This window comes from Rhodococcus sp. Z6_132 (assembly GCF_058133635.1).
Genome location: NZ_JBYUNP010000002.1, coordinates 1,057,668 through 1,078,446 on the forward strand (window position 1 = coordinate 1,057,668; position 20,779 = coordinate 1,078,446).

Below are 20,779 nucleotides of genomic sequence, written 5' to 3' on the forward strand. Positions count from 1 at the left end.
TGCCTTCCCGAACGGTGACCTCGCCCGCCTCCCGGGCCGCCCCACCACCCCGCTGGTCGAGGGGCTGCGGACCGTCGCCTGAGCGGCCCGACCCACCACGTGATCAGGTAGTGACGCGCACAGGTGCACTGCAGGCCTGTCGCGCAGACGGCGGATCGCCCGATCCGCGGAGCCCTCACTCGAGGGCCGTCACGCTCCGCCGCAGCTCTGCCATCGCCTCCGCAAGGCCCACTCGCGGCGCCCAGCCCCAGCCCCGTGCGCGGTCGGCCCGGAGCTGCCCGGTCCAGACCTGCTCGTCGGTCCACTCGGGCTCCACGCCCAACGCGTCGGTCACGGTGCCGAGGTAGTCCCGCCACGTCGCCGGCTCGCCCGCCACGATGACCGGCGTCACGCTCCCGTCCTCGGGGCCTCGCTCCGGGTCGTCGGAGGTCGCGACGGTGCCCGTGGCGACGTCCGCGATCAGGGCCGCCAGGTCGTCGACGTGCACCCAGGCCCAGGTCTTCGCCGGATTCGCTCGGCGTTCACCGTCTCGAACCTGTTGCGGGCGCAGCGTGTTCCACACGGACGTCTCACCTGCACCCAAGATCGCCGGCGGGCGGACCAGCACGGTCGTGAGCCCGGCGACCTGCGCCAGCGCGGCGTCGGCGGCGTTCTTGGTGTCGGGGTAGTCGCCGCTGCCCTCGGGCAGGAGTGCCCCGTCCTCGGCCACGTCCCCGACGCCCGCCGAGCGGTCGTAGACCCCAGCCGTCGACATGTGCACGAACCGGGCGACGCCGGCGTCCCGGGCAGCCCGAGCGAGCAACGCCGTCCCCTCGACCCCCACCCGGTGCTGCGCCTCCCGCGACGATCCCATCGGGTGGACCGTCGTGACTACCGCATCGGCACCCTGGACCACTGCCCGGGCCAGGCCCTCGTCGGCGAAGTCGCCGACGTGCTCGGTGACACCGGGGAGTGCAGGCGCACTGCCGGCGCGGCGGACGATGGCGCGCACCTGTGCCTCCCGCTCGACGAGCGCCCGGCACACCGCGGCACCCACCAGTCCGTTCGCACCGGTCACCACGACGACAGAAGAGTTCTCAGCCATGTCATTCACACTGCCAGCGACACGGCGCCCACTGCGCTGCGAACGACTGCCGGCAGCCAGGCGCCGACCCATCTGCTCGTGCACGGCCTGGATCGCCTGCAGGGGCCGCATCATGACGCGGAACTCCACGATCCGGCCCGTGTCGTCGCACCTGATGATGTCGACGCCGTTGACGTACTTGCCCTCCACGCTCGTCTCGAACTCGAGCACCGCGGTGTCGCCCGCGAGGACCTGCTTCGTGTACTGGAAGGCGCCGTCCGGCCCACCAGCCAGCGCGGCGGCCGCTGCCTCGAGGTACTGCGTCGTGACCGGCTTCCCGCGCTGCGGGGTGTAGACCACCGGCGAGTAGAAGACCACGTTATCGGCGAGCAGCTCGTCGAGACCGCCGGGCAGCTCACCTAGCATGTACCGGTGCCAGCGGGCGATCACGTCGTCGATCACGGAGCCTCCTCGTCGTCGCTGCGGTGCGCGGCCGCGCCCCTCGGGGGTGATCCTGCGCCATGCGCGAGCCTCACCCGCATCCCGCACGGCGGACCCGCCCCGGTGCGCCGGTTCCTGACCGACCTGACCGACCTGATCTGGTAGCGCAAGGTCCACCCCGGGGCAGGTTTTCAACCTCGAGGTGCCGCTGGACGACGCCGCCGAGGGCTACCGGGCGATGGACGAGCGGCGCGCCATCAAGGTGCTGCTGTGGTCCTGACGTCAGTGACCCGGGCAGTGCACCGAGGCGACTGGATGGGAAAATTGGAACATGAACAGCGACAAGACCGTGGAGAACTTCATCGCCCAGGTGCCCAAGTGCGAGCTGCACCTGCACATCGAGGGCACCCTGGAGGGTGAGCTCGTGTTCGAGCTGGCCCGGCGCAACGGCATCGAGATGCCTTACGCCGACGCCGCGGAGATGAAGCGGGAGAACCCCTTCAACGACCTGACCAGCTTCCTGGTCGGCTACTACCGCAACATGCAGGTGCTGGTCACCGAGCAGGACTTCTACGACCTGGCCACGGCCTACTTCACCAAGGCCGCCTCGCAGAAGGTGCGCTACGTCGAGATCTTCTTCGACCCCCAGGCGCACACCTCCCGCGGCGTGGAGTTCAGCACCGTCGTCCGCGGGCTGCGCCGAGCCATCGTGGACGCGCGTCGCACGCTGGACCTGCACGCCGAGCTGATCATGTGCTTCCTCCGCGACTTCTCCGCCGAGTACGCGATGGCCACGCTCATGGAGTCGCTGCCGTACAAGGACTGGATCATCGGGGTGGGCCTGGACTCCGACGAGCGGGGCAACCCGCCGGTGAAGTTCGAGCAGGTCTTCGCCCGGGCCCGCGCCGAGGGCTACCTGCTGACCATGCACTGCGACGTCGACCAGCCCGGCACGCTCGACCACATCCGGCAGGCGCTGGACGTCATCGGCGTCGACCGCATCGACCACGGCGTGAACATCCTGGACGACCCCGCGCTGCTTGCCGAGGTTGTCGAGCGCGGCATCGGGCTCACCGTCTGCCCCATCTCCAACAGCTTCGTGCGTGGCTCCGTCTGGGAGGGCGCCACCAAGCGGCTCCTGGACGCGGGTGTGCAGGTGAGCGTGCACTCCGACGACCCCGCCTACTTCGACGGCTACGTCGGTGAGTGCCTGCTGCGCGTGCACGAGGAGACCCCGCTGACCATCGAGGAGGCGGCCACGCTGGCCCGCAACGCCTTCAAGACCGCGTGGCTGCCGGCGACGCTGCGGGCGCAGTTCCTCGCCGAGATCGACGCCGCGCTGCCGGCCTGACCTCCCGCTCTCGCGCGCACCCGAACGGCGCTGCTGGCACCTGCCGGCGGCGCCGTTCGCCACGTCAGGTGTGCTCGGCCAGCAGCAGGGTCAACTCTTCTGCGTACGCCAGCTGGGTGCGCAGCTTGCGGCAGCTCTCCTGGGCGCGTTCGTGGCACTCCGCCACGAAGGCCGACGCCGCGGAGGCGTCGCTCCGGCCCCGAGCGCCGGACAGGATCTCCAGCGACTCCAGCAGCCGTCGCATCTCCTCCAGCGAGAACCCGAGGGGCTTCATGCGTCGGATGACCAGCAGGCGTTGCACGTCGGCCTCGGTATAGAGCCGGAAGCCACCCGTGCTGCGTGCGGTCGGCGTCACCAGGCCCACGTCGTCGTAGTGCCGGATCGTCTTGATCGACAGCTCGGTGCGCTCGGCGACCTCACCGATCTGCATGTGCGGACCCACCACGGAGCTACCTGACTGCGTCATCGTCGTTTGCCGTCTCTTCCTCGCATCACTTCATGATGTCAGTGGCTGGCACCAAGCTGTCCGCTCAGGCGCTGGTGCCGTTCGGCCGAGGCGGGGTTGAGTCCGATGATCTCGACGTTCTTGCCCTTGGCCGCGTACTTGGTGGTGATGGCGTCGAGGGTGGCGACGGTGGAGGCGTCCCAGATGTGGGACCCGGCCAGGTCAATGACCACGTTCTTCGGGTCGCCGACGTAGTCGAACTGGTAGACCAGGTCGTTGCTGGAGGCGAAGAACAACGGGCCGCGCACTGCGTACACCCGAGTGTCGACGTCGGGATGGGCCACCTCGACGACCTCCGTCAGGTGCGCCACTCGGCGGGCAAAGAGCACCATCGCGGTGACTACCCCCACGATGACGCCGTAGGCGAGGTTGTGGGTGGCGACCGTGACAGCAACGGTGGCGAGCATGACCGTGGTCTCGCTCTTGGGCATGCGGCTCAGCGTCTTCGGAGCGAGCGAATGCCAGTCCATCGTGCCCACAGACACCATGATCATGACCGCGACCAGGGCAGCCATCGGGATGAGCGCGACCACGTCACCGAGTCCCACGACGAGGACCAGCAGGAACACCCCGGCGAGGAAGGTGGAGATCCGGGTGCGCGCGCCGGAGACCTTCACGTTGATCATGGTCTGCCCGATCATCGCGCACCCGCCCATGCCGCCGAAGAACCCGGTGACCACGTTCGCGACGCCTTGACCCCACCCCTCACGGGTCTTGTTGGACCGGGTGTCGGTGATGTCGTCCACGAGCTTGGCGGTCATCAGCGACTCGAGCAGGCCAACCAGTGCCATCGCCAGGGCGTAGGGGGCGATGATGCGCAGGGTCTCGCCGGTTAGGGGAACATCGGGGAAGAACAGCGTCGGCAGGCTCGAGGGCATGTCACCTTCGTCGCCGACATCGGGCACGTTCAACCCCCCGACCACCGTCGCGGCCGTGAGCAGCACGATCGCCACCAGCGGGGCGGGGATGACGTTGGTCAAGCGGGGCAGCAGCACCATGATCAGCAGGCCGATGACGACCATGGGATACACCAGTGCCGGCACCCCCAGCAGGTGCGGGAGCTGGGAGGTGAAGATCAAGATGGCCAGTGCGTTGACGAAACCGACCATCACGCTGCGCGGGATGAACCGCATCAGCTTCGCAACGCCGATCATGCTGAGAACAACCTGCAAGACCCCCGCCAAGATGACAGCGGCAATGAAGTAGTCAAGTCCGTGCTCCCGGGCGAGAGGGGCGATGACCAGGGCGATCGCACCGGTCGCCGCCGAGATCATCGCTGGTCTGCCGCCGACGATCGCGATCGTCACAGCCATCGTGAAGGACGCGAACAGCCCAACCCGCGGGTCCACCCCGGCAATGATCGAGAAGGAGATCGCCTCAGGGATCAGGGCGAGTGCCACCACCAGGCCGGCAAGCACCTCGGTCCTCAGTCGGGATGGATCGCGGAGTGCACCGAGCACCGACCCGTCGGGTCGCGCACTGAGCTGAGGTTGTTCTGCCATCAAGGCTCCGTTCAAGACTGGGAGGCGCACCGCGCTCGATCGGCGAGCGCGCTCGTGCACCGGCGGTAAGGAGGCGACACCGCATCGGGGCGGCTGTCGTCGCCCGCACATGTGGCGGGGCTGGTGATCTTTCAGAAAACGTACACTACCCTTACGGTAGGGTAGGGTTAGGGGACGGCGACAGGCCGCACCAGGACAGGCGAGAGGCAGCACCGGCTCCGAAGGGGCAGCCACCAACCGCCACGCCCCGGCTGAGCCGAGAGGGGCGCGGCCCGTGTACCGACCTCCCAAGGCGTGGCGGGAGTCCGCTTCCGGCCACCTCGGTTGACCGAGATCACCGGGAGATCACGAGTTACGCGGTCCGTGTCGAGCTGCACCGCCGAAGAAGGGTCTAGCGGTGCCGGGGTGTTCGACGAGCCCTGACGCAGACGCCTCCGACCTCGCCGGATGGTGAACAGCTCGACCAGCAGCGCCCGCGCTGTCGCCGGGTCCAACGTGGGCAACTCCGCCAGCGCCAGCACCAGCGCCAGATCGGCCAGCAGCGCTGACGCCGTGCGGGCCGCCGCGGCGGACACCAGCTCACGATCACTCAAGCGCACTACCACGCGGTGCGGGCGTCGGCGCCATCCGCTTGACGGTGCAATAGGTACAAGTCAATATAGACGTATGTCGAATCAGATGTCGCATGTTGCCGAAACGTGCTGTGCGCCTCTGGCCCAGGAGCCGCTGACCCCAGATTGGGCCGCCGACCTGGCTCGGATGTTCAAGGCGCTGGGAGATCCGGTGCGTCTGCGCATGCTGAGCCTGATCGCGAGCCACGAGAGCGGCGAGACCTGCGTGTGTGACATCTCCCCGACCTTCGAGCTGTCGCAGCCGACGATCTCGCATCACCTCAAGGTGCTGCGGGAGGCCGGTCTGCTCGACTGTGAGCGCCGTGGCACCTGGGTCTACTACCGGGTGATCCCGTCTGCGCTCGTGCAGCTGTCAGCGGTGCTGTCGTTGGAGGCCGGTGTCGTCGCGGGTTCGGCCTGTGTGCCGGTCGACGCCGCGGTGGAGGTGGCGCAGTGACCGAGACCGCCACTCACCCTGCGGTCGTGGGCAAGCTCTCGACCCTGGATCGGTTCCTGCCGGTGTGGATCGGCGTCGCCATGGTCGCCGGCCTGCTCCTGGGCCGGATGATCCCCGGACTCGGGGACGCGCTCGGCGCCGTCGAGCTCGACGGTATCTCGCTGCCAATCGCGCTTGGCCTGCTGATCATGATGTACCCGGTGCTGGCGAAGGTCCGCTACGACCGCCTCGACACCGTCACCGGTGGCCGCAAGCTGCTCCTCGGCTCGCTGCTGCTGAACTGGGTGCTCGGCCCAGCGCTGATGTTTGCCCTGGCCTGGCTCCTGCTGCCCGACCTGCCCGAGTACCGCACCGGGCTGATCATCGTCGGGCTGGCCCGGTGCATCGCGACGGTCATCATCTGGAACGACCTCGCCTGCGGCGACCGCGAGGCCGCCGCGGTGCTGGTGGCGATCAACTCGGTCTTCCAGGTCATCATGTTCGCCGTCCTCGGCTGGTTCTACCTGTCGGTGCTGCCCGGCTGGCTCGGCCTCGAGCAGACCACCATCGACACCTCGCCGTGGCAGATCGCGAAGTCGGTGCTGATCTTCCTGGGCATCCCCCTGCTCGCCGGGTTCCTCACCCGCCGCTTCGGGGAGAAGGCCAAGGGCCGCTAGTGGTACGACTCGACGTTCCTGCCCAAGATCGGCCCCTGGGCCCTCTACGGCCTGCTGTTCGCCATCGTCATCCTCTTCGCTCTCCAAGGTGACCAGATCACCTCGCGGCCGCTGGACGTCGTGCGGATCGCGCTCCCGCTGCTGGCCTATTTCGCGATCATGTGGGGCGGCGGATACACGCTCGGTGCGGCGATGGGGCTGGGCTACGAGCGCACGACCACACTCGCGTTCACCGCGGCCGGCAACAACTTCGAGCTCGCGATCGCCGTCGCAATCGCCACCTACGGCGTCACCTCTGGGCAAGCCCTCGCCGGGGTCGTCGGCCCGCTGATCGAGGTACCCGTCCTGGTCGCACTGGTCTACGTCTCGCTCGCGCTGCGCAAGCGCTTCACCCGCACGGACTCTCCCGCATCAGTCGCATCGTGAGCTGAGAAGGCCAAGGAGACATCGATGTCCCAGCATTCCGACCGTCATCAGTCCGAGCTGCTCGTCCCCGACGCCGTCCTGCGGCGGGCCGCCGAACATCTCGCCGGCAGGTACACCGGAATCTTCTCCCCGGAGACTGTGGAGCGGGTGGTGGTCGAGTCGTACGCAGCGCTGCGCGAGACCGCCACGGTGCACACCCACCTGACGGCTCTCGCGCCACGGCTGGCAGCCGAACGCCTCACCGCCCGCGCCCACGCGGACGGTTCCGTGGCCACTACAGCGCCCGAGGTGCTGTTCATCTGCACCCACAACGCCGGACGGTCCCAGATGGCCGCGGCCCTGCTCGCCCATCACAGCGGCAGCCGTGTCTATGTCCACTCGGCGGGTTCGCCCCCGGCCGGTGAGATCGATCGTGCAGTCGTGGCGGTGATGGCCGATGCCGGCCTGGATCTGGCGGAGGCCTATCCCAAGCCGTTGACCGACGAGGTGGTCGCCGCGGCCGACGTGGTGGTCACCATGGGCTGCGGCGACGCGTGCGCCGTCTACCCGGGGAAGCGGTATCTCGACTGGTCGGTGCCGGACCCGCGGGGGCAATCGCCGCAGATGGTGCGCGATCCGCGAGGAGATCGATGTCCGTGTCCGCGGCCTGCTCACCGAGCTCACCACGCCCAGCGCTTCCGCCTGACCTCCACCCCCTCGAAAGGTTCTCGATGACCACCGCATCTCGAACGACAAGCCGTCGGTCCTGTTCGTCTGCGTGCACAACGCCGGCCGCTCCCAGATGGCCGCCGGATTCCTCACCGCCCTGGCCGGGGACGGATCGAAGTTCGCTCCGCGGGCAGCCCTGCCTCACGGACAGCGCCCACGAGGCCGGGAGCTGTCGGTTCTCCGGCCGACCGGTGGAGAACCAGCGCGAGGTCCATGGCGTCAGCACGCGGCACCGCTGGTGACCGTCCCGGCGGTGGAACGCCGTTCGAGCAAGACCGTGTCGCGCCACTCGCCGTCGAGCTGGGCGATGCGTTCGCGGACCCCGACGGTGCGGAACCCGGCCGAGTGGTGCAGGGCGATGCTGGCCCGGTTCTCCGGCAAGACCGCGGTCTGCAGCGTCCACAGCCCGGCCTCGTCGGCGGCGATCACCTGCCTCCGCAGCAGCGCCTTGCCGACGCCCCGACCGCGCATGCCGTCTGCGACGTACACCGAGTTCTCGGCCACCCCGCGGTAGCAGTCCCGCTCGGAGATGGGGGTCAGCGCCGCCCAGCCGACCACGGTGCCGTCGATCTCGGCGACCCAGCGGTGGTCCGGGAGCCACCGGGCATCCAGCGTCTTTCGTGGCGGCACCTCGGTGGCGAACGTGGCGACACGGGTGGCGATGCCCTCGCCGTAGATGCGCCGCACCGCCGCCCAGTCCTCGGCGGTCATCGACCGGACGGTGACGTCATCGGGGAGGTCCTCGGGGCAGCAAGGCCGCTGCGTGAGCAGGCCCATCACGGCATCGGCGGCACTCGGCAGGCCAGTGCAGCACGACGGGTTGACCACCACCACCGAGCTGGTCCCGTCCTTGTGCACGGTGACAAAGCCGACGTCGGCGAGCTTGCGGACGTGGTGGGAGATCGTCGGCTGCCCGATCCCCAGAGCCGACGCCAGCTGGCCGATACTCACGCCGGCCGGGCGGCTGGCGACCTCGTGGAGCAGGCGCACCCGGGTGGGCTCGGCCAGGCAGGCGAACCACGCGGCGTAGGTGACCGCATCCGCAGGCGGAAGCGACATCGACACCTCCGCACTGCCGCCCCCGGTGGCAACGCGGCGATCGACGGTGGTGGTGGAGGCGGCCATTCCCAAACTCTATCGATCTACGGCGATGGTTGCATCCATCGACTCACATCGATACTCTCGCAGGGGTGGATCGAGATCTATCTATGAAGGGCCTAGCCATGAGTGACTTGCCGGTGGTTGTGGTGGGAGCCGGTCCGGTCGGGCTCGCCGCAGCAGCCGAGCTGCGCGAGCGCGGACTCACCCCCCTGGTGCTCGAGCGCGGTTCCGCAGCGGGCGCGGCTGTGGCCGAGTGGAACCACGTCCGACTGTTCTCCCGCTGGTCGGAGGTCATCGACCCCGCCGCGCGGCGACTGCTCGACCAGGCCGGGTGGGACGCTCCCGACGACGATGCCTACCCCACCGGCCTGCAGTGGGCCCGCGAGTACCTCGAGCCCCTCGCCGCTGCGCTCGGCGACGCCGTGCGGCTCGACACCGAGGTCATCGGCGTTGCCCGCCGCGGACGCGACCGGGTGGTCGACGCCGGCCGCGACACCGAGCCACTCTCCGTCCATCTCCGCCGGGCCGACGGCACCGAGGAGCGGATGTTCGCGCAGGCGGTGATCGACGCCTCCGGCACCTGGGGCACCCCGAACCCGCTGGGCGGAGAGGGGCTGCCCGCACTCGGCGAGAAGGCCGCCGCCGACGCGATCACCTACCGCGTGCCCAACCTCGACGATCCGACCGTGCGTGCCCAGCACGCCGGCAAGCACACCGTGATCGCCGGCAGCGGACACTCCGCCCTGACCGCGATCATCGCCCTCGCCGAGCTCGAGCACGAGGCGCCCGGCACCCGCATCACCTGGGTCCTGCGTCGCGGCGACGTCGCCGCGACGTTCGGCGGCGGCCAGGCCGACCAGCTGCCCGCCCGTGGAGCACTGGGAATCAAGGCGAAGAAGGCCGTCGACGACGGGCTCCTGCACGTCGTCACCGGCTTTCGCACCACCGCGGTGGAGCGCACGGGCGAGAACCGGGTGGCCCTGCTCTCCGACGCTGGTCAGCGGATCGACGACGTCGACCGCGTCGTGGTGCTGACCGGGTTCCGCCCCGAGCTGTCCTGGCTGTCGGAGATCCGCCTGGGGCTCGACCCGGTGCTGCAGGCGCCGGTCGACCTGGCTCCGCTGATCGACCCGAACGAGCACTCCTGCGGCACCGTGTACCCGCACGGCGCCAAGGAGCTGAGCCACCCCGAGCCTGGCTTCTACCTGGTGGGGATGAAGTCCTACGGCCGCGCACCGACGTTCCTGGCGATGACCGGGTACGAGCAGGTGCGCAGCATCGCCGCCGCGATCGCCGGCGACCACGAGGCCGCGGCCCGGGTCGAGCTGACGCTGCCCGACACTGGGGTCTGCGGTGGTGCTGGGGTGTTCGACGAGCCCGACGCCGACGCCTCCACCGGTGGCTGCTGCGGCACGTCTGCACCCGAGCTGCTCACCCTCTCCGCTCCTGGCCCCGGCCGGTAGCCACTGCCCTTGAGGCACAAGGGAATGTGTGCCACGCTCGGCGCGCTCAGGTTGGGGCGCAGCCACGCGGTTGCGGGCCGGGGCGGACACAAAGGGGGCCGACCCACATGACCCACGCCCATGCTCGCACGGTCACGGTAGTGGGCACGGCCCGCGACGACGTGGTGTGCTGAGATGCGCACCTTGTGGGCCCTGGTGTGCATCTTCTTGGTGGGCGTGGTCGGCGTCGCCATGGCCGGTAGCGCAGCCGCGCGAGACGACAGCGTCGGCCTCATTCTGGGAGTCGTCTTGGTCCTGGTGTCCGTTGGATGGGCAACGACGACCATCAAGAAGAGGTAGCGGACTCCCCGGGACGAGCTCCGGCTCGATGGCGGCACGGAGGCGTCCGGTGATGCGGTGGAACTGCAGCGGCCACGCGGGCGAGTACGGGGCAACCTCGACCGCCACGTCGCGACCGTACCTATCTCGGTGAGCTTTCGAGCACGGTGCACAGCCCTTCTGCGGGAAACGCCGCAGCCAGGCCTCGAGCACGACAAGATGAGCAACCCCTCCCCCGAGCTCGTCAGGACCACCATGAGCGACAACGTCATCGCCGTTGCCCGCGAGATCGCCGAGCGGGCACACGCGGGACAGACCGACAAGATCGGCGCACCCTACATCCAGCATCCTGCGAGTGTTGTCGGCCTGGTGCAACGGTTGCCCGCCTACCAGGCTGCTGACCCCGACACCCAGCAGGACGCCGTGGGCGCCGCATGGTTGCACGACGTCATCGAAGACACTCCGGTCACCGCGGAGACCTCCTGTCGCGGGGGTTGTCGCCGCGGGCCGTCGATGCTGTGGTGGCGCTGACCCGTACCAAGGAGGTGCCGCCGGACGACTACTACGCGACCATCACCACCAAGCCGGTCGCCCTGCTGGTCAAGACAGCCGACCTCGCCACCAACCTCGACCCTGTGCGGGTGGCCCAGCTCGACGACGCCACCCGTGAGCGCCTGGACCTCAAGTACACCCACGCCTTGGCGCAGCTGAACGTCCCACGGGCGACCATCGACCAGCTGCATCGCTGACAAGCAACTTTCCGAGCTGAACTGTGACAACCCGGGAGAGGCAATGAGTGAACGCGTGACCCTCAGAGACAGCAACGGGCTGTACGTCTGGGCCGAGATCCTCGACGACGGCGTGCTCCAGATCGCCGGCCAGGACCTGGGTCCGCCCGGAGTAAAGGGCTCATCGGAGTACGAGTACTGGCTCACCGTGCAGCCAGACGAGATCAGCCGGGTGGTCGCAGCGCTCGGCGGTGCTAAAGGTGACGACGTGCTCCCGTTGCTGCAGGCCAACGGCGAGCAAATCTGTCGCACTGGGGAACAGACCTGGCTCAAGTCCTTAGGAATTGAACCCGGCTTCTTCAGCTACTCCAGCATGGATTAGGTCAGACCTGCCGAGAGTGACTTGCCAGTCACCAGCCGCTCTTCATCGCGCGCTCTGCATGGCTCACGATCTGATCTAGCATCGCGCTCAGTTGTGGGATCGGCATAGATGGCGCGTAACCCGGAATCGGCGCTTGAAATTGCACCTCTAGCATGACCGAATATGGTCCAACCGAGAATGACGTGCGCGACATGCCGATGGCAGTACCTATGAGTTTTGCTCCCCCTCGAGCCTCACCGAAGGGCACCCGCGTCCCGCCGTTATTCATGAAGTATGAGTCAGGCCTGGTGTTGTAATCCGCAGTCGACCGTGCCTCCTGGGGACTGTCATGGAGGTCGACCTGAAGCACTACATCTCCCTCGGAGTTTCCGCATGCGTACTGTCCGCTGTCCCGATAAGAGGTTGCCCTCACCGATGCGGAGTAGCCATTACGCTTAAGCACGGCTGGATCAAGCAGATTGCAGGCGTCGTGGACAGGCCCTGGCGGGCGTGATTCCGTGGTGAAAGCGGAACTCGGAGTTGGCGTCGTCGTTGTTGGCACAGGGCTGGCCGGAGTAGCGTGCGTTGTCGGGAGATCAGTGGATTGCGTTGTTGCCGTGGGTGGTTGCGTCACGCTGGTCAGCGCCGCACCTTCGGCCGCATCTCCCTCTGTGGCTCCGCAAGAGGTGAGCACCACGCTGATGATCGCGGCCCCAGTTAGCGCGACTGTCGCACGCCTGTGTGGTCGCTGGCGGTAGTCTACGGAGCGCATCAGTGGCATGTCTTGAGACTATCGAATGCGTTGTGACTCACTCAGTGCGGCCGTTCAAATGGCAGGTGCGGACCCTAGTTCCCGCCGAGACGCTTCGGGGCGAACGCCTCGCCCTTGGGAACCTCAGCCTGCTGGTCAAGTCCGCTGAGCGCGGAAAGGCACCACGATGCGCGTAACTCATGGCTGCACCCGCCGGCATGTGCCTCCGTGGTCTTTCGCGCCAGTCAGCTGTACGTCTCAGGCGCCGGGAGACGGTATGCGCCCTGATCAAGCTCTCCCCTATTTCCTAGGTCCGTTGCGCGCTGCGTCTCGGCACTGATCGAAATGATAGCCTCTCGCTGGCCGGGCATGGCGCGTGGCCTTTCGAGGAGGCCCTGTGTATCGTTCTGCTGACCGACTGCGCCGTCCCGCGATCGCCGCTATTGCGATGGTGGCAGTGCTGTCGATGTCCGGTTGCGGGAGCGATGCACCAGACGCATCAAGCGGGACGGACCTATCTCCCACCTCAAGTCAACCCGCATCGACTGTTCCGCCCGCGGAAACCTCGCCTGAATCATCCGCTCCGACTGCCGAGACAACCACGTCGATGGAGCCCGCCAAGCCACAGGCGGCAAAGTTCAGCAAAGCAATGGTGCGAGCGGTGGAGGTGAACAAAAAGCACAAGGGCGGCCAGGCGAACGTACATGTCGTTGCGGGAATCACCGAGAGCGGCGCCCTCCTTGATATCGCAAGAGACTGCGTGACGCACTACCTGGATGAGCAGAAAGCGGCGTTCTGCCACGTTTGGGGCACAGAAGCCAACTACGCGGCGCGCGACCCCCAGGGTGGTGGAGATTTGATGTGCTGGACCCATTATGTTGGAGTCCCCCTCGTCGGTGGAGATCCAATCGTGACGACACTTCCGCCCTACCTCCTGCAGGCGGAAGGCTGTCCGGACGCCGCTTCCTGAGGTCTTGGTCGAATGCGGTCATCGCGGCGCCGGCTATGGACAGGCCACGAAGCGCGGTACTGCTGCGACGACGCACCGGTAAGCCCTGTCACCCAGTCCCGGCCAGCATCAAGAGTTCGTCAACAACGGCCTGCACCGCGTCAAGATCGCGTCTGCACAGGCTCCTCCCCCGCTCCCACGGTGGTCCGATGAGGGAGCCCGACGCCGACCGGCTCGGGGTCCCTCTGCAGGAGGAATGCCGTGACTGGCTCTGGTCATCCGACCCCGCGCGTGGTGCTCTTCGTCCCCGTCCACAACGGAAACCTCGGCCCGGTGATCCGGCTGTTCCGCACCCCCATGGGCGCACCCACGGCCGTGGGGTTCACCACCGCGAACCAGCTCACTGACGTCCTCGGCGACACCCAGCAGTGGATCCGGCTGGCCGAGCCCGCGCTGCGCGCCATGGTGGGCCCGCTCGGAGTGGCCCAGCTGGTGATCGATCCCACCCTCGCGGCGCGCGCCGCCGCCCCCACCACCCACACGCCCGCCGCCGCGCCGACCACTGCAGCCGTCATCACCCACCGCGCTCCCGCCGAGGGACAGCCGGCATGACCACCCTCGACCACGACACGGACCTCTCGGTGTGGCCGGCCAGCGCCCGGCAACTGCCCGGCGGGGACGTCGCCGTCGGCGGTGTCGCCCTCGCCGAGATCGCCCGAGACTTCGGCACCCCCACCTACGTCCTCGACGAGGCCGAGGTGCGCTCGCGCTGCCGGACCTACCGGCAGGCCTTTCCCGACGCCCACGTGCAGTACGCCGCCAAGGCGTTCCTGAGCCGGACGATGGCCCGCTGGGTGCACGAGGAGGGCCTCGGCATCGACGCCTGCTCTGCCGGGGAGCAACACCTTGCCGTGGCCGCCGGCGTGCCCGCGCGGGACGTGCTGGTGCACGGCAGCGCCAAGACCCCCGCCGACCTGCACACCGCCCTCGACCTGGGGGTGGGTCGCATCGTCATCGACAGTCTCTCGGAGGTCCGACGGCTGGCCACCCAGGTGCCCGACGGCCACAAGCAGCGGGTGCTCATCCGGGTGGTGCCGGGCATCTCCGCCGGCGCCCACCACGCCATTCGCACCGGCACCGACGACCAGCACTTCGGCCTGGCGCCGGCCGACGGGGTGCTGTCCGCGGCCGTCTCCCGCATCCTGGCCCAGCCGCAGCTGGAGCTGGTGGGCCTGCACTGCCACCTGGGCTCCCAGATCACCGAGATCGCCCCGTTCCTCGCCGCGGTCACCCGGATGGTCTCCCTGACCGCGATGGTGCGCGACCGGTTCGGCCTGGTGCTGCCCGAGCTCGACCTGGGCGGCGGGCACGGGGTGGCCTACCGCCCCGGGGACCCGGCGCTGGACGTCGCCGAGCTCGGCGTCCAGGTCACCGAGGCCCTGCAGGCGCGCTGCGCGGTGCACCAGCTTCCCGTGCCGCAGCTGACCATCGAGCCCGGCCGCGCCGTGGTCGGCCCCGCCGGCATCGCCCTGTACCGGGTGGTGTCGGTCAAGCGGACCCCGCAGCACACCTGGGTCGCGGTGGACGGCGGGATGAGCGACAACCCGCGCCCCGCCCTGTACGGACAGCGCTACACCCCGCGGCTGGTCGGCCAGCGCGAGCGCCCGGCCGCACCCCTGCGCTCCGTCACCGTGGTGGGCCGGCACTGCGAGGCCGGTGACGTGATCGCCGCGGACGTGCCGCTGCCCGCCGACGTGCGGGCGGGTGACCTGCTGGCGGTGCCGGTGGCCGGCGCCTACCACCTGTCCATGGCCTCCACGTACAACATGGTGGGCCGCCCGCCGGTGGTCGCCGTGCACGACGGCGCCGCCCGGCTGCTGGTGCGGCGGGAGACGGTGGCCGACCTCATCGACCGCGACGTGGCCGACTGACCGCGTCCGCGGGCGAGGTACAGACCTATCGTTTGTCAATCGACTCGCCATGGCACTGCCGGCCAGTCCCGGTCAGGCGTCCTGGGTGGCGCGGTGCGCGGTGGCCACCGTCGTCAGGGTGCGCTGGACGGCCGCCAGCAGGGCGCCGACCGCGGCGACGTCGCTGGGCCCGGGCAGCGCGTCCGACATGCGCCGGGCCTGTCGGTGCAGGTCGGTGGCTCGCTGCAGCACGTGCTGTCCGTCCCCGGGGTTCGCACCGTCGCCGGGGCTCGCCGGGTACTGGCCGAGCAGGTGCACCGCCTCCGCGAGCGCGCCCAGCAGCTCGGCGAGGTGGTGGCGCAGCGCGCTCACGGCCTGGCCCTCGCCGAGCTGCTCCTGCTGCTGCGCCACGGCGGTCACGATGGGACTGAGCGGGGGCACCAGGTCGTCCAGGGCGGTGGCGGTTGCCTGGTACGGGGCTGCGCTCCCCCCGGTGCGCGCGCTGCGCCGCCGGGGGTTCTTGCGCAGGCTGTCCCGCCCGTCGGCCAGGGCGTCCTCCGCACTGGTGGTGTGCTCGAGCTGCCAGACGCGGTGGTGCCAGCTGGTCGTGCGCTCGGCGTCCACCCCGTCCTCGGTTCCCTCCGCGGTCTCCACCAGCAGGCCGGCGATGTCGTCCGCGCGGGCCGCCATGGCGGACAGGGCAGCGTCCAGCCGGATCGGCGGCAGGATCACCGCGTTGACGGCCACCCCCACCACGGCACCGAGGGCGACGGCGCCCACCCGCGACAGCAGGTCGGACTGCTCGGTCGCGGTTCCGTAGGTGAGCAGCAGCAGGGCGATCAGTGCCACCCAGCTGCCGTCCGGGTGCAGCGGCCGCCAGTGGCCGATCAGCAGGCCCAGGACCACCGCCACCGGGAGAGCGACCACCGTGGACGGGATGGCCAGGCCGACGCCGGCCGCGAGCAGCACCCCCAGGATCACCACCGTGACCTGTCTCGCGGCAGAGCGCATCGACTGGTGCACCGTGGTCCCGATGATGAACACCGCGGTGTAGGGCGCCAGCCAGGGCAGCCCCGAGCCGAGCACCTGGTCGGCGAGCAGCCACGCGAGCGCCGCGGCCAGTGCGGCCTTCCCCGCGTCGAGGAAGACCTGACGCTGCGGACCTCGCGACCGGACGGCTGCCTGGAAGAAGGTGATGGGCGAGGGCAACGAGCTGCGTGCTGCAGCCGTGGCGACCCGGGCGTGATCGGTGAATCCCACCCGGTCCATGGTCCCCGGTGGGCAGCAGCCGTGCCTCGTGGGTGCACCGTGGTGCCGACAGCCGTCCGTGGTAGCCCACGCCGGATCCGGAGCCTGCTACGGTCCTCCTCGCCAGCCACCCCCGCTCGTGCAGTGCGCACGAGCGGGACAGGGAACCCGGTGTGAATCCGGGACTGACGCGCAGCGGTGTGGGTGACGGGCCGAGCACACAAGCCACTGGACCTCCGGGTCTGGGAAGGCGCTCCGGCCCGGACGACCCCGAGTCCGAAGACCTGCTGGCCCTCGCGGTGACCGCCGCCTGGTCGTAGACGGGCTTCGCGCACGAGCCCAGACCTGCTGAAGGATGCCCATGTCCACACGTCTGTCGCCCCTGGTCGCCCTCGTCGCCGCGCTCACCGCGGCGACCGCGTTCGCCGGGTGCTCCAGCTCCGCCGAGACGATCGCCACCGCCTCCGCGGGCTCGGCCTACCCCGTCACCATCGAGAACTGCGGCCGGTCGGTCGTCATCGCCGAGGCGCCCCAGCGGGCCGTCTCGCTCAACCAGGGCTCCACCGAGATCCTGCTCTCGCTCGGCCTGGCCGACCGGATGGTGGGCACCGCCACCTGGACCGACCCCGTGCGGGAGAACCTCGCCGCCGACAACGCCACGGTCCCGCGCCTGGCCGACCAGGCTCCGTCCCGCGAGCGGCTGCTGCAGGCCGAGCCCGACTTCGTCTCCGCCTCCTTCGCCAGCACCCTGGGCGAGGGCGGCGTCACCACGCCGGAGGCCCTGGACAAGCTCGGCGTCCCCTCCTACCTGTCCCCCGCCGAGTGCCTCAAGAACAACCAGGGCGACGACGACGGCGTGCGCAGCTCCCCGCTGCAGATGGAGACCGTCTACCAGGAGATCACCGACCTCGCCGCGGTCTTCGACGTCCGCGACCGCGGCGCCGCGCTGGTCACCCAGCTGCGCGACCGGATGAGCACCGCAGCGGCCAGCCTGGACACCGCGGGCACCTCCGCGCTGTTCTGGTTCGCCAACCAGGAGTCGCCCTACCTGGCCGGGTGCTGCGGCGGCCCGGGCATCATCAGCCGGACCCTGGGCCTGACCAACGTCTTTGCCGACACCACCGCCGAGTGGCCGCAGATCAACTGGGAGACCGTGGCCGACCGCGACCCCGACGTGCTGGTGCTCGGCGACCTCACCCGCAAGAGCCAGACCGCCGAGACCGCTGCCGCCAAGATCGCCTTCCTCGAGTCGCACCCGGTGACCCGGGAGATGACCGCGGTGCGCCACCGCCGCTACATCCAGGTGACCGGGGCCGAGCTCAACCCGTCCCTGCGCACCGTCGACGGCGTGGAGAACGTCGTCCGGGGTCTGCGCGAGCTCTCGCCGCACCAGTGAGCACCCGTGCGGCCACTCGCTGGGCGCACGGGGTGTGGGTCGCGGGCCCGGTGGTGCTGGTGGTCTCCATCGCCGTCGCCATCACCATCGGGCCGTCCGACCTCAGCCCCGCCGACGTCCTCGGCGTGGTGGCCGACCACGCCGGCCTGGCCACCTCTGACCTCAGCCGCATCCAGCAGGGCATCGTCTGGGACCTGCGCCTGCCGCGCACCGTGCTGGCCGCGGTGTGCGGGGCCGGCCTGGCGGTGTGCGGGGTGATCCTGCAGTCGTTGCTGCGCAACCCGCTGGCCGACCCGTTCGTGCTGGGGGTGTCCTCCGGCGCCTCCACCGGCGCGGTGTCGGTGGTGGTGCTCGGCGCCGGCGCGGGCGCGGTGGGGCTGACCACCGGCGCCTTCCTGGGTGCGCTGCTGGCGTTCGGGCTGGTGCTGGTGCTCGCCGCGGCCGCCGGCGGCACCACCGACCGGGTGGTGCTGGCCGGCATCGCCGCCACGCAGCTGTTCTCCGCGCTCACCTCGTTCATCGTGTTCACCGCCGCCGACGCCGAGCAGACCCGCGGCGTGCTGTTCTGGCTGCTGGGCTCGCTGGCCAGCGCCAGCTGGGCCGACGTGGTGCTCTGCGCCGCCGTGGTGCTCGTCGGCCTGGCGGTGTGCCTGGCCGCGGCGACCTCGCTGGACGCGTTCACCTTCGGCACCGACGCCGCGGCGTCGCTGGGCGTGCACGTGGCCCGCACCCGGACGGTGCTGCTGGTGGTCACCGCCCTGATGACGGCAGTGATCGTCAGCACCTCCGGCGCCATCGGCTTCGTCGGGTTGGTGCTGCCGCACCTGGCCCGGGCGGTGGTGGGCGTCGGGCACCGGGCCCTGCTGCCGGCGGCGGCGCTGATGGGGGCGATCTTCCTGGTGTGGGTGGACACCGCCGCGCGCACGGTGCTCGACCCGCAGGAGCTGCCGGTGGGGGTGGCCACCGCGCTGGTCGGTGTCCCCGCCTTCGTGGTGATCATGCTGCGCAACCGGTCTCGGCGATGAGCGGCGCGCCCCTGGTGGCCCGCGAGGTCAGCTGGGAGACCCGCGGCCGGCTCATCGTCGACGGGGTGAGCCTGGCCCCGGCCGTGGGCGCCACGGTGGGGCTGCTCGGCCCCAACGGCTCGGGCAAGTCCACCCTGCTGCGCATGCTGGCCGGGCTGCGCCGCCCCACCCAGGGCACGGTGCAGGTGGCCGGCACCGACGCCGCGCGGCTGCCCCGCCGCCGGCTGGCGCGGCAGGTGGCGGTGGTGGAGCAGGAGGTGAGCAGCGACCAGGACCTGCTGGTGCGCGAGGTGCTCAGCCTGGGCCGGGTGCCGCACCGCCCGGCGTGGGCGGCGCCGTCCCGGGAGGACGCCGCCGCGGTGGCACGGGCCGCCGAGCTCACCGGGGTGGCCGACCGGCTCGACCAGCGCTACGCCACCCTCTCCGGCGGGGAGCGCCAACGGGTGCAGATCGCCCGCGCCCTGGCTCAGCAGCCGGAGGTGCTGCTGCTGGACGAGCCCACCAACCACCTCGACGTCCGCCACCAGCTGGATCTGCTCGCGCTGGTGCGCACCACCACGGTGACCACGGTGGTGGCGCTGCACGACCTGAACCTGGCCGCCACCTACTGCGACCAGGTGCTGGTGCTGGACCAGGGCCGCGCGGTGGCCGCCGGGCCGCCCGCCACCGTGCTCACCGCCGACCTCATCGCCACCGTGTACGGGGTGGCGGCGCGGGTGCTCAGCGACGAGCTGGGCACCTACGTCCGCTACCTCGGGGGGTGAGGCTCAGCCCGGTGGGGCGGGTGACACCGCACGGGTGGACACCACGTCGCCGATCACCGCCACCGCCGGGGCCTGCACCCCCGCTCGGACCACCGCGCCGGGCAGCTCGGCGAGAGTGCTCACCACCACCTGCTGGCTCGGGCGGGAGCCGTCGGCGACCACCGCGGCCGGGGTGGCCGGGTCCATGCCGGCGGCCAGCAGGGCGGCGACGATGGCGGGCAGCGTGTGCACCCCCATCAGCACCACCAGCGTGGTGCCGCTGCGGGCCAGGGCGGCGTAGTCCAGGGTGGACTGCGGGTGCCCCGGCGGCACGTGCCCGGAGATCACCGTGAAGCCCTGGGACAGGCCGCGGTGGGTGACGGGGATGCCGGCCAGCGCCGGTGCGGAGATGCTGGCGGTGACGCCGGGGATCACCCGGGTGGGCACTCCGGCGGCCGCGCAGGCCTGCACCTCCTCCATGCCGCGGCCGAACACGAACGAGTCGCCGCCCTTGAGCCGCACCACCCGTCGCCCGGCGGTGGCGTGCTCCACGAGCAGCGTGTTGATCGCCTCCTGGGAGGTGGAGCGGCCGAAGGGGATCTTGGCGACGTCGATGATCTCCGCGTCCGGGCGGGCCCAGGCCAGTGCACCCCACGGGGCCAACCGGTCCATCACCACCACGTCGGCCTGAGCCACGGCGTCGCGGCCGGCCACGGTCAGCAGCGACTCGTCGCCGGGCCCGCCGCCCACCAGCACCACGCTGCCCCGGCCTGCCTCACGCGTGTCGCGGCGCTGGCTCCGGGGTCGGGGCCGCAGCACCACGTCGTAGTCCGGCGGGTTCTCCGGTGCCGCCGGCTGCCAGCTGATCAGCCCGCGGGCGGCGAGGTCCTGCACCGCGGCGCACACCTCGGCGGCGCGCACGGTCACGTCGGCACCAGCGGCCAGCAGCGCCGCCACGTCGCGGGCGGCGTGCTCGTCACCCCCGGCGACCAGCACGGTGCGGCCGGCCACGTCGAGGTAGAAACCGCTGTACGACAATTGATTTGGGCGTGGGACAACGACAGGG

At 70.3% G+C, this 20,779-nt stretch carries 17 protein-coding genes, 5 pseudogenes and 1 riboswitch; of the genes and pseudogenes, 16 read left to right on the forward strand and 6 right to left on the reverse strand.

Translation table 11 applies throughout. From position 1 onward, the window contains the following. Positions 1–175: 175 nt before the first annotated feature. Complete coding sequence (locus AC3YO9_RS11670; protein WP_489983252.1) at positions 176–1,525, reverse strand: NAD-dependent epimerase/dehydratase family protein; 1,350 nt, start codon at positions 1,523–1,525, stop codon at positions 176–178. A gap of 84 nt (positions 1,526–1,609) precedes the next feature. On the opposite strand from AC3YO9_RS11670, the pseudogene AC3YO9_RS11675 reads away from it, so the two are divergent. Together AC3YO9_RS11675 and add are read left to right on the forward strand one after the other, a co-directional pair. Further along, a pseudogene (locus AC3YO9_RS11675) lies at positions 1,610–1,784 on the forward strand (IMP dehydrogenase); the annotation flags it as partial. 51 nt (positions 1,785–1,835) lie between these two features. Further along, positions 1,836–2,855: an adenosine deaminase gene (add, locus tag AC3YO9_RS11680; RefSeq protein ID WP_127782862.1), complete on the forward strand. Its 1,020-nt coding sequence runs from the start codon at positions 1,836–1,838 to the stop codon at positions 2,853–2,855. A 64-nt stretch (positions 2,856–2,919) separates the two neighbouring features. On the opposite strand, the gene AC3YO9_RS11685 is transcribed toward add, so the two are convergent. Together AC3YO9_RS11685 and AC3YO9_RS11690 are read right to left on the reverse strand one after the other, a co-directional pair. Next, positions 2,920–3,285 (reverse strand): MerR family transcriptional regulator, encoded by a 366-nt coding sequence (locus tag AC3YO9_RS11685; RefSeq protein ID WP_489983253.1) that lies wholly within the window; start codon positions 3,283–3,285, stop codon positions 2,920–2,922. A 74-nt stretch (positions 3,286–3,359) separates the two neighbouring features. Further along, the gene (locus tag AC3YO9_RS11690) at positions 3,360–4,862 is read right to left on the reverse strand and encodes a SulP family inorganic anion transporter (RefSeq protein WP_489983254.1); all 1,503 of its coding nucleotides are present in this window, start codon (positions 4,860–4,862) and stop codon (positions 3,360–3,362) included. A gap of 666 nt (positions 4,863–5,528) precedes the next feature. Here AC3YO9_RS11690 and AC3YO9_RS11695 point away from each other — a divergent pair. The 4 genes and pseudogenes from AC3YO9_RS11695 to AC3YO9_RS11710 form a co-directional block, all read left to right on the forward strand. Continuing rightward, complete coding sequence (locus AC3YO9_RS11695; RefSeq protein WP_489983255.1) at positions 5,529–5,930, forward strand: ArsR/SmtB family transcription factor; 402 nt, start codon at positions 5,529–5,531, stop codon at positions 5,928–5,930. Beyond that, positions 5,927–6,973, forward strand: a pseudogene (gene arsB, locus AC3YO9_RS11700) (ACR3 family arsenite efflux transporter); the annotation flags it as partial. The gene AC3YO9_RS11695 and the pseudogene arsB, both read left to right, overlap by 4 nt. 63 nt (positions 6,974–7,036) lie before the next feature. Beyond that, positions 7,037–7,697: pseudogene (locus AC3YO9_RS11705) on the forward strand (arsenate-mycothiol transferase ArsC). Between the two features lie 45 nt (positions 7,698–7,742). Then, a pseudogene (locus tag AC3YO9_RS11710) lies at positions 7,743–7,894 on the forward strand (arsenate reductase/protein-tyrosine-phosphatase family protein); the annotation flags it as partial. Positions 7,895–7,939: 45 nt separating this feature from the next. On the opposite strand, the gene AC3YO9_RS11715 reads toward AC3YO9_RS11710, so the two are convergent. Continuing rightward, positions 7,940–8,779, reverse strand: coding sequence for a helix-turn-helix domain-containing GNAT family N-acetyltransferase (locus AC3YO9_RS11715; protein WP_489983476.1), 840 nt, complete (start codon positions 8,777–8,779; stop codon positions 7,940–7,942). Between the two features lie 164 nt (positions 8,780–8,943). Between AC3YO9_RS11715 and AC3YO9_RS11720 the strand changes: the two genes are divergently transcribed. The 7 genes and pseudogenes from AC3YO9_RS11720 (at position 8,944) to lysA (ending at position 15,322) form a co-directional block, all read left to right on the forward strand. Beyond that, positions 8,944–10,284, forward strand: coding sequence for an NAD(P)-binding domain-containing protein (locus AC3YO9_RS11720; protein WP_489983256.1), 1,341 nt, complete (start codon positions 8,944–8,946; stop codon positions 10,282–10,284). A gap of 573 nt (positions 10,285–10,857) precedes the next feature. After that, entirely contained in the window at positions 10,858–11,133 is a 276-nt protein-coding gene (locus AC3YO9_RS11725) for an HD domain-containing protein (RefSeq protein WP_489983257.1), read from the forward strand. Beyond that, positions 11,124–11,351, forward strand: a complete 228-nt coding sequence (locus AC3YO9_RS11730) for a hypothetical protein (protein ID WP_489983258.1) — start codon at positions 11,124–11,126, stop codon at positions 11,349–11,351. The genes AC3YO9_RS11725 and AC3YO9_RS11730 overlap by 10 nt, the downstream gene beginning before the upstream one ends. A 55-nt stretch (positions 11,352–11,406) precedes the next feature. Further along, positions 11,407–11,712 (forward strand): hypothetical protein, encoded by a 306-nt coding sequence (locus AC3YO9_RS11735; protein WP_489983259.1) that lies wholly within the window; start codon positions 11,407–11,409, stop codon positions 11,710–11,712. A 1,337-nt stretch (positions 11,713–13,049) separates the two neighbouring features. Next, positions 13,050–13,412 (forward strand): hypothetical protein, encoded by a 363-nt coding sequence (locus AC3YO9_RS11740; RefSeq protein WP_489983260.1) that lies wholly within the window; start codon positions 13,050–13,052, stop codon positions 13,410–13,412. Positions 13,413–13,652: 240 nt separating this feature from the next. After that, positions 13,653–14,003 carry an SAV_915 family protein gene (locus AC3YO9_RS11745; protein WP_489983261.1) on the forward strand — a complete coding sequence of 117 codons (351 nt, stop codon included), beginning with the start codon at positions 13,653–13,655 and terminating at the stop codon, positions 14,001–14,003. After that, positions 13,954–15,322, forward strand: a pseudogene (gene lysA, locus AC3YO9_RS11750) (diaminopimelate decarboxylase). Before AC3YO9_RS11745 ends, lysA begins: the two are co-directional and overlap by 50 nt. A 72-nt stretch (positions 15,323–15,394) precedes the next feature. On the opposite strand, the gene AC3YO9_RS11755 reads toward lysA, so the two are convergent. Beyond that, positions 15,395–16,561: an FUSC family protein gene (locus tag AC3YO9_RS11755; protein WP_489983262.1), complete on the reverse strand. Its 1,167-nt coding sequence runs from the start codon at positions 16,559–16,561 to the stop codon at positions 15,395–15,397. Positions 16,562–16,684: 123 nt separating this feature from the next. Beyond that, positions 16,685–16,835: riboswitch (cobalamin riboswitch) on the forward strand. A gap of 75 nt (positions 16,836–16,910) precedes the next feature. On the opposite strand from AC3YO9_RS11755, the gene AC3YO9_RS11760 reads away from it, so the two are divergent. Genes AC3YO9_RS11760 through AC3YO9_RS11770 form a run of 3 tightly spaced genes read left to right on the forward strand, consistent with a single transcriptional unit; the run spans position 16,911 to position 19,734 of the window. Beyond that, on the forward strand, positions 16,911–17,945 hold the full coding sequence (locus AC3YO9_RS11760) for an ABC transporter substrate-binding protein (protein ID WP_489983263.1): 1,035 nt from the start codon (positions 16,911–16,913) through the stop codon (positions 17,943–17,945). Next, the gene (locus AC3YO9_RS11765) at positions 17,942–18,970 is read left to right on the forward strand and encodes a FecCD family ABC transporter permease (RefSeq protein WP_127782855.1); all 1,029 of its coding nucleotides are present in this window, start codon (positions 17,942–17,944) and stop codon (positions 18,968–18,970) included. Before AC3YO9_RS11760 ends, AC3YO9_RS11765 begins: the two co-directional genes overlap by 4 nt. Further along, positions 18,967–19,734, forward strand: coding sequence for an ABC transporter ATP-binding protein (locus tag AC3YO9_RS11770; protein ID WP_489983264.1), 768 nt, complete (start codon positions 18,967–18,969; stop codon positions 19,732–19,734). The genes AC3YO9_RS11765 and AC3YO9_RS11770 overlap by 4 nt, the downstream gene beginning before the upstream one ends. A 3-nt stretch (positions 19,735–19,737) precedes the next feature. Here the strand turns inward: AC3YO9_RS11770 and cobA are convergent, their stop codons facing one another. Next, the gene (gene cobA, locus AC3YO9_RS11775; protein ID WP_489983265.1) at positions 19,738–20,751 is read right to left on the reverse strand and encodes a uroporphyrinogen-III C-methyltransferase; all 1,014 of its coding nucleotides are present in this window, start codon (positions 20,749–20,751) and stop codon (positions 19,738–19,740) included. Positions 20,752–20,779 lie beyond the last annotated feature (28 nt).

What these genes read in the sequence shown, in the direction of transcription:
- AC3YO9_RS11715 (WP_489983476.1), bottom strand. Translation starts at nt 8,779, where the DNA reads ATGTCGCTTCCGCCTGCGGATGCGGTCACCTACGCCGCGTGGTTCGCC.
- AC3YO9_RS11760 (WP_489983263.1), top strand. Translation starts at nt 16,911, where the DNA reads ATGTCCACACGTCTGTCGCCCCTGGTCGCCCTCGTCGCCGCGCTCACC.
- add (WP_127782862.1), top strand. Translation starts at nt 1,836, where the DNA reads ATGAACAGCGACAAGACCGTGGAGAACTTCATCGCCCAGGTGCCCAAG.
- AC3YO9_RS11725 (WP_489983257.1), top strand. Translation starts at nt 10,858, where the DNA reads ATGAGCGACAACGTCATCGCCGTTGCCCGCGAGATCGCCGAGCGGGCA.
- AC3YO9_RS11685 (WP_489983253.1), bottom strand. Translation starts at nt 3,285, where the DNA reads ATGCAGATCGGTGAGGTCGCCGAGCGCACCGAGCTGTCGATCAAGACG.
- AC3YO9_RS11690 (WP_489983254.1), bottom strand. Translation starts at nt 4,862, where the DNA reads ATGGCAGAACAACCTCAGCTCAGTGCGCGACCCGACGGGTCGGTGCTC.
- AC3YO9_RS11695 (WP_489983255.1), top strand. Translation starts at nt 5,529, where the DNA reads ATGTCGAATCAGATGTCGCATGTTGCCGAAACGTGCTGTGCGCCTCTG.
- AC3YO9_RS11770 (WP_489983264.1), top strand. Translation starts at nt 18,967, where the DNA reads ATGAGCGGCGCGCCCCTGGTGGCCCGCGAGGTCAGCTGGGAGACCCGC.
- AC3YO9_RS11740 (WP_489983260.1), top strand. Translation starts at nt 13,050, where the DNA reads ATGGAGCCCGCCAAGCCACAGGCGGCAAAGTTCAGCAAAGCAATGGTG.
- AC3YO9_RS11720 (WP_489983256.1), top strand. Translation starts at nt 8,944, where the DNA reads ATGAGTGACTTGCCGGTGGTTGTGGTGGGAGCCGGTCCGGTCGGGCTC.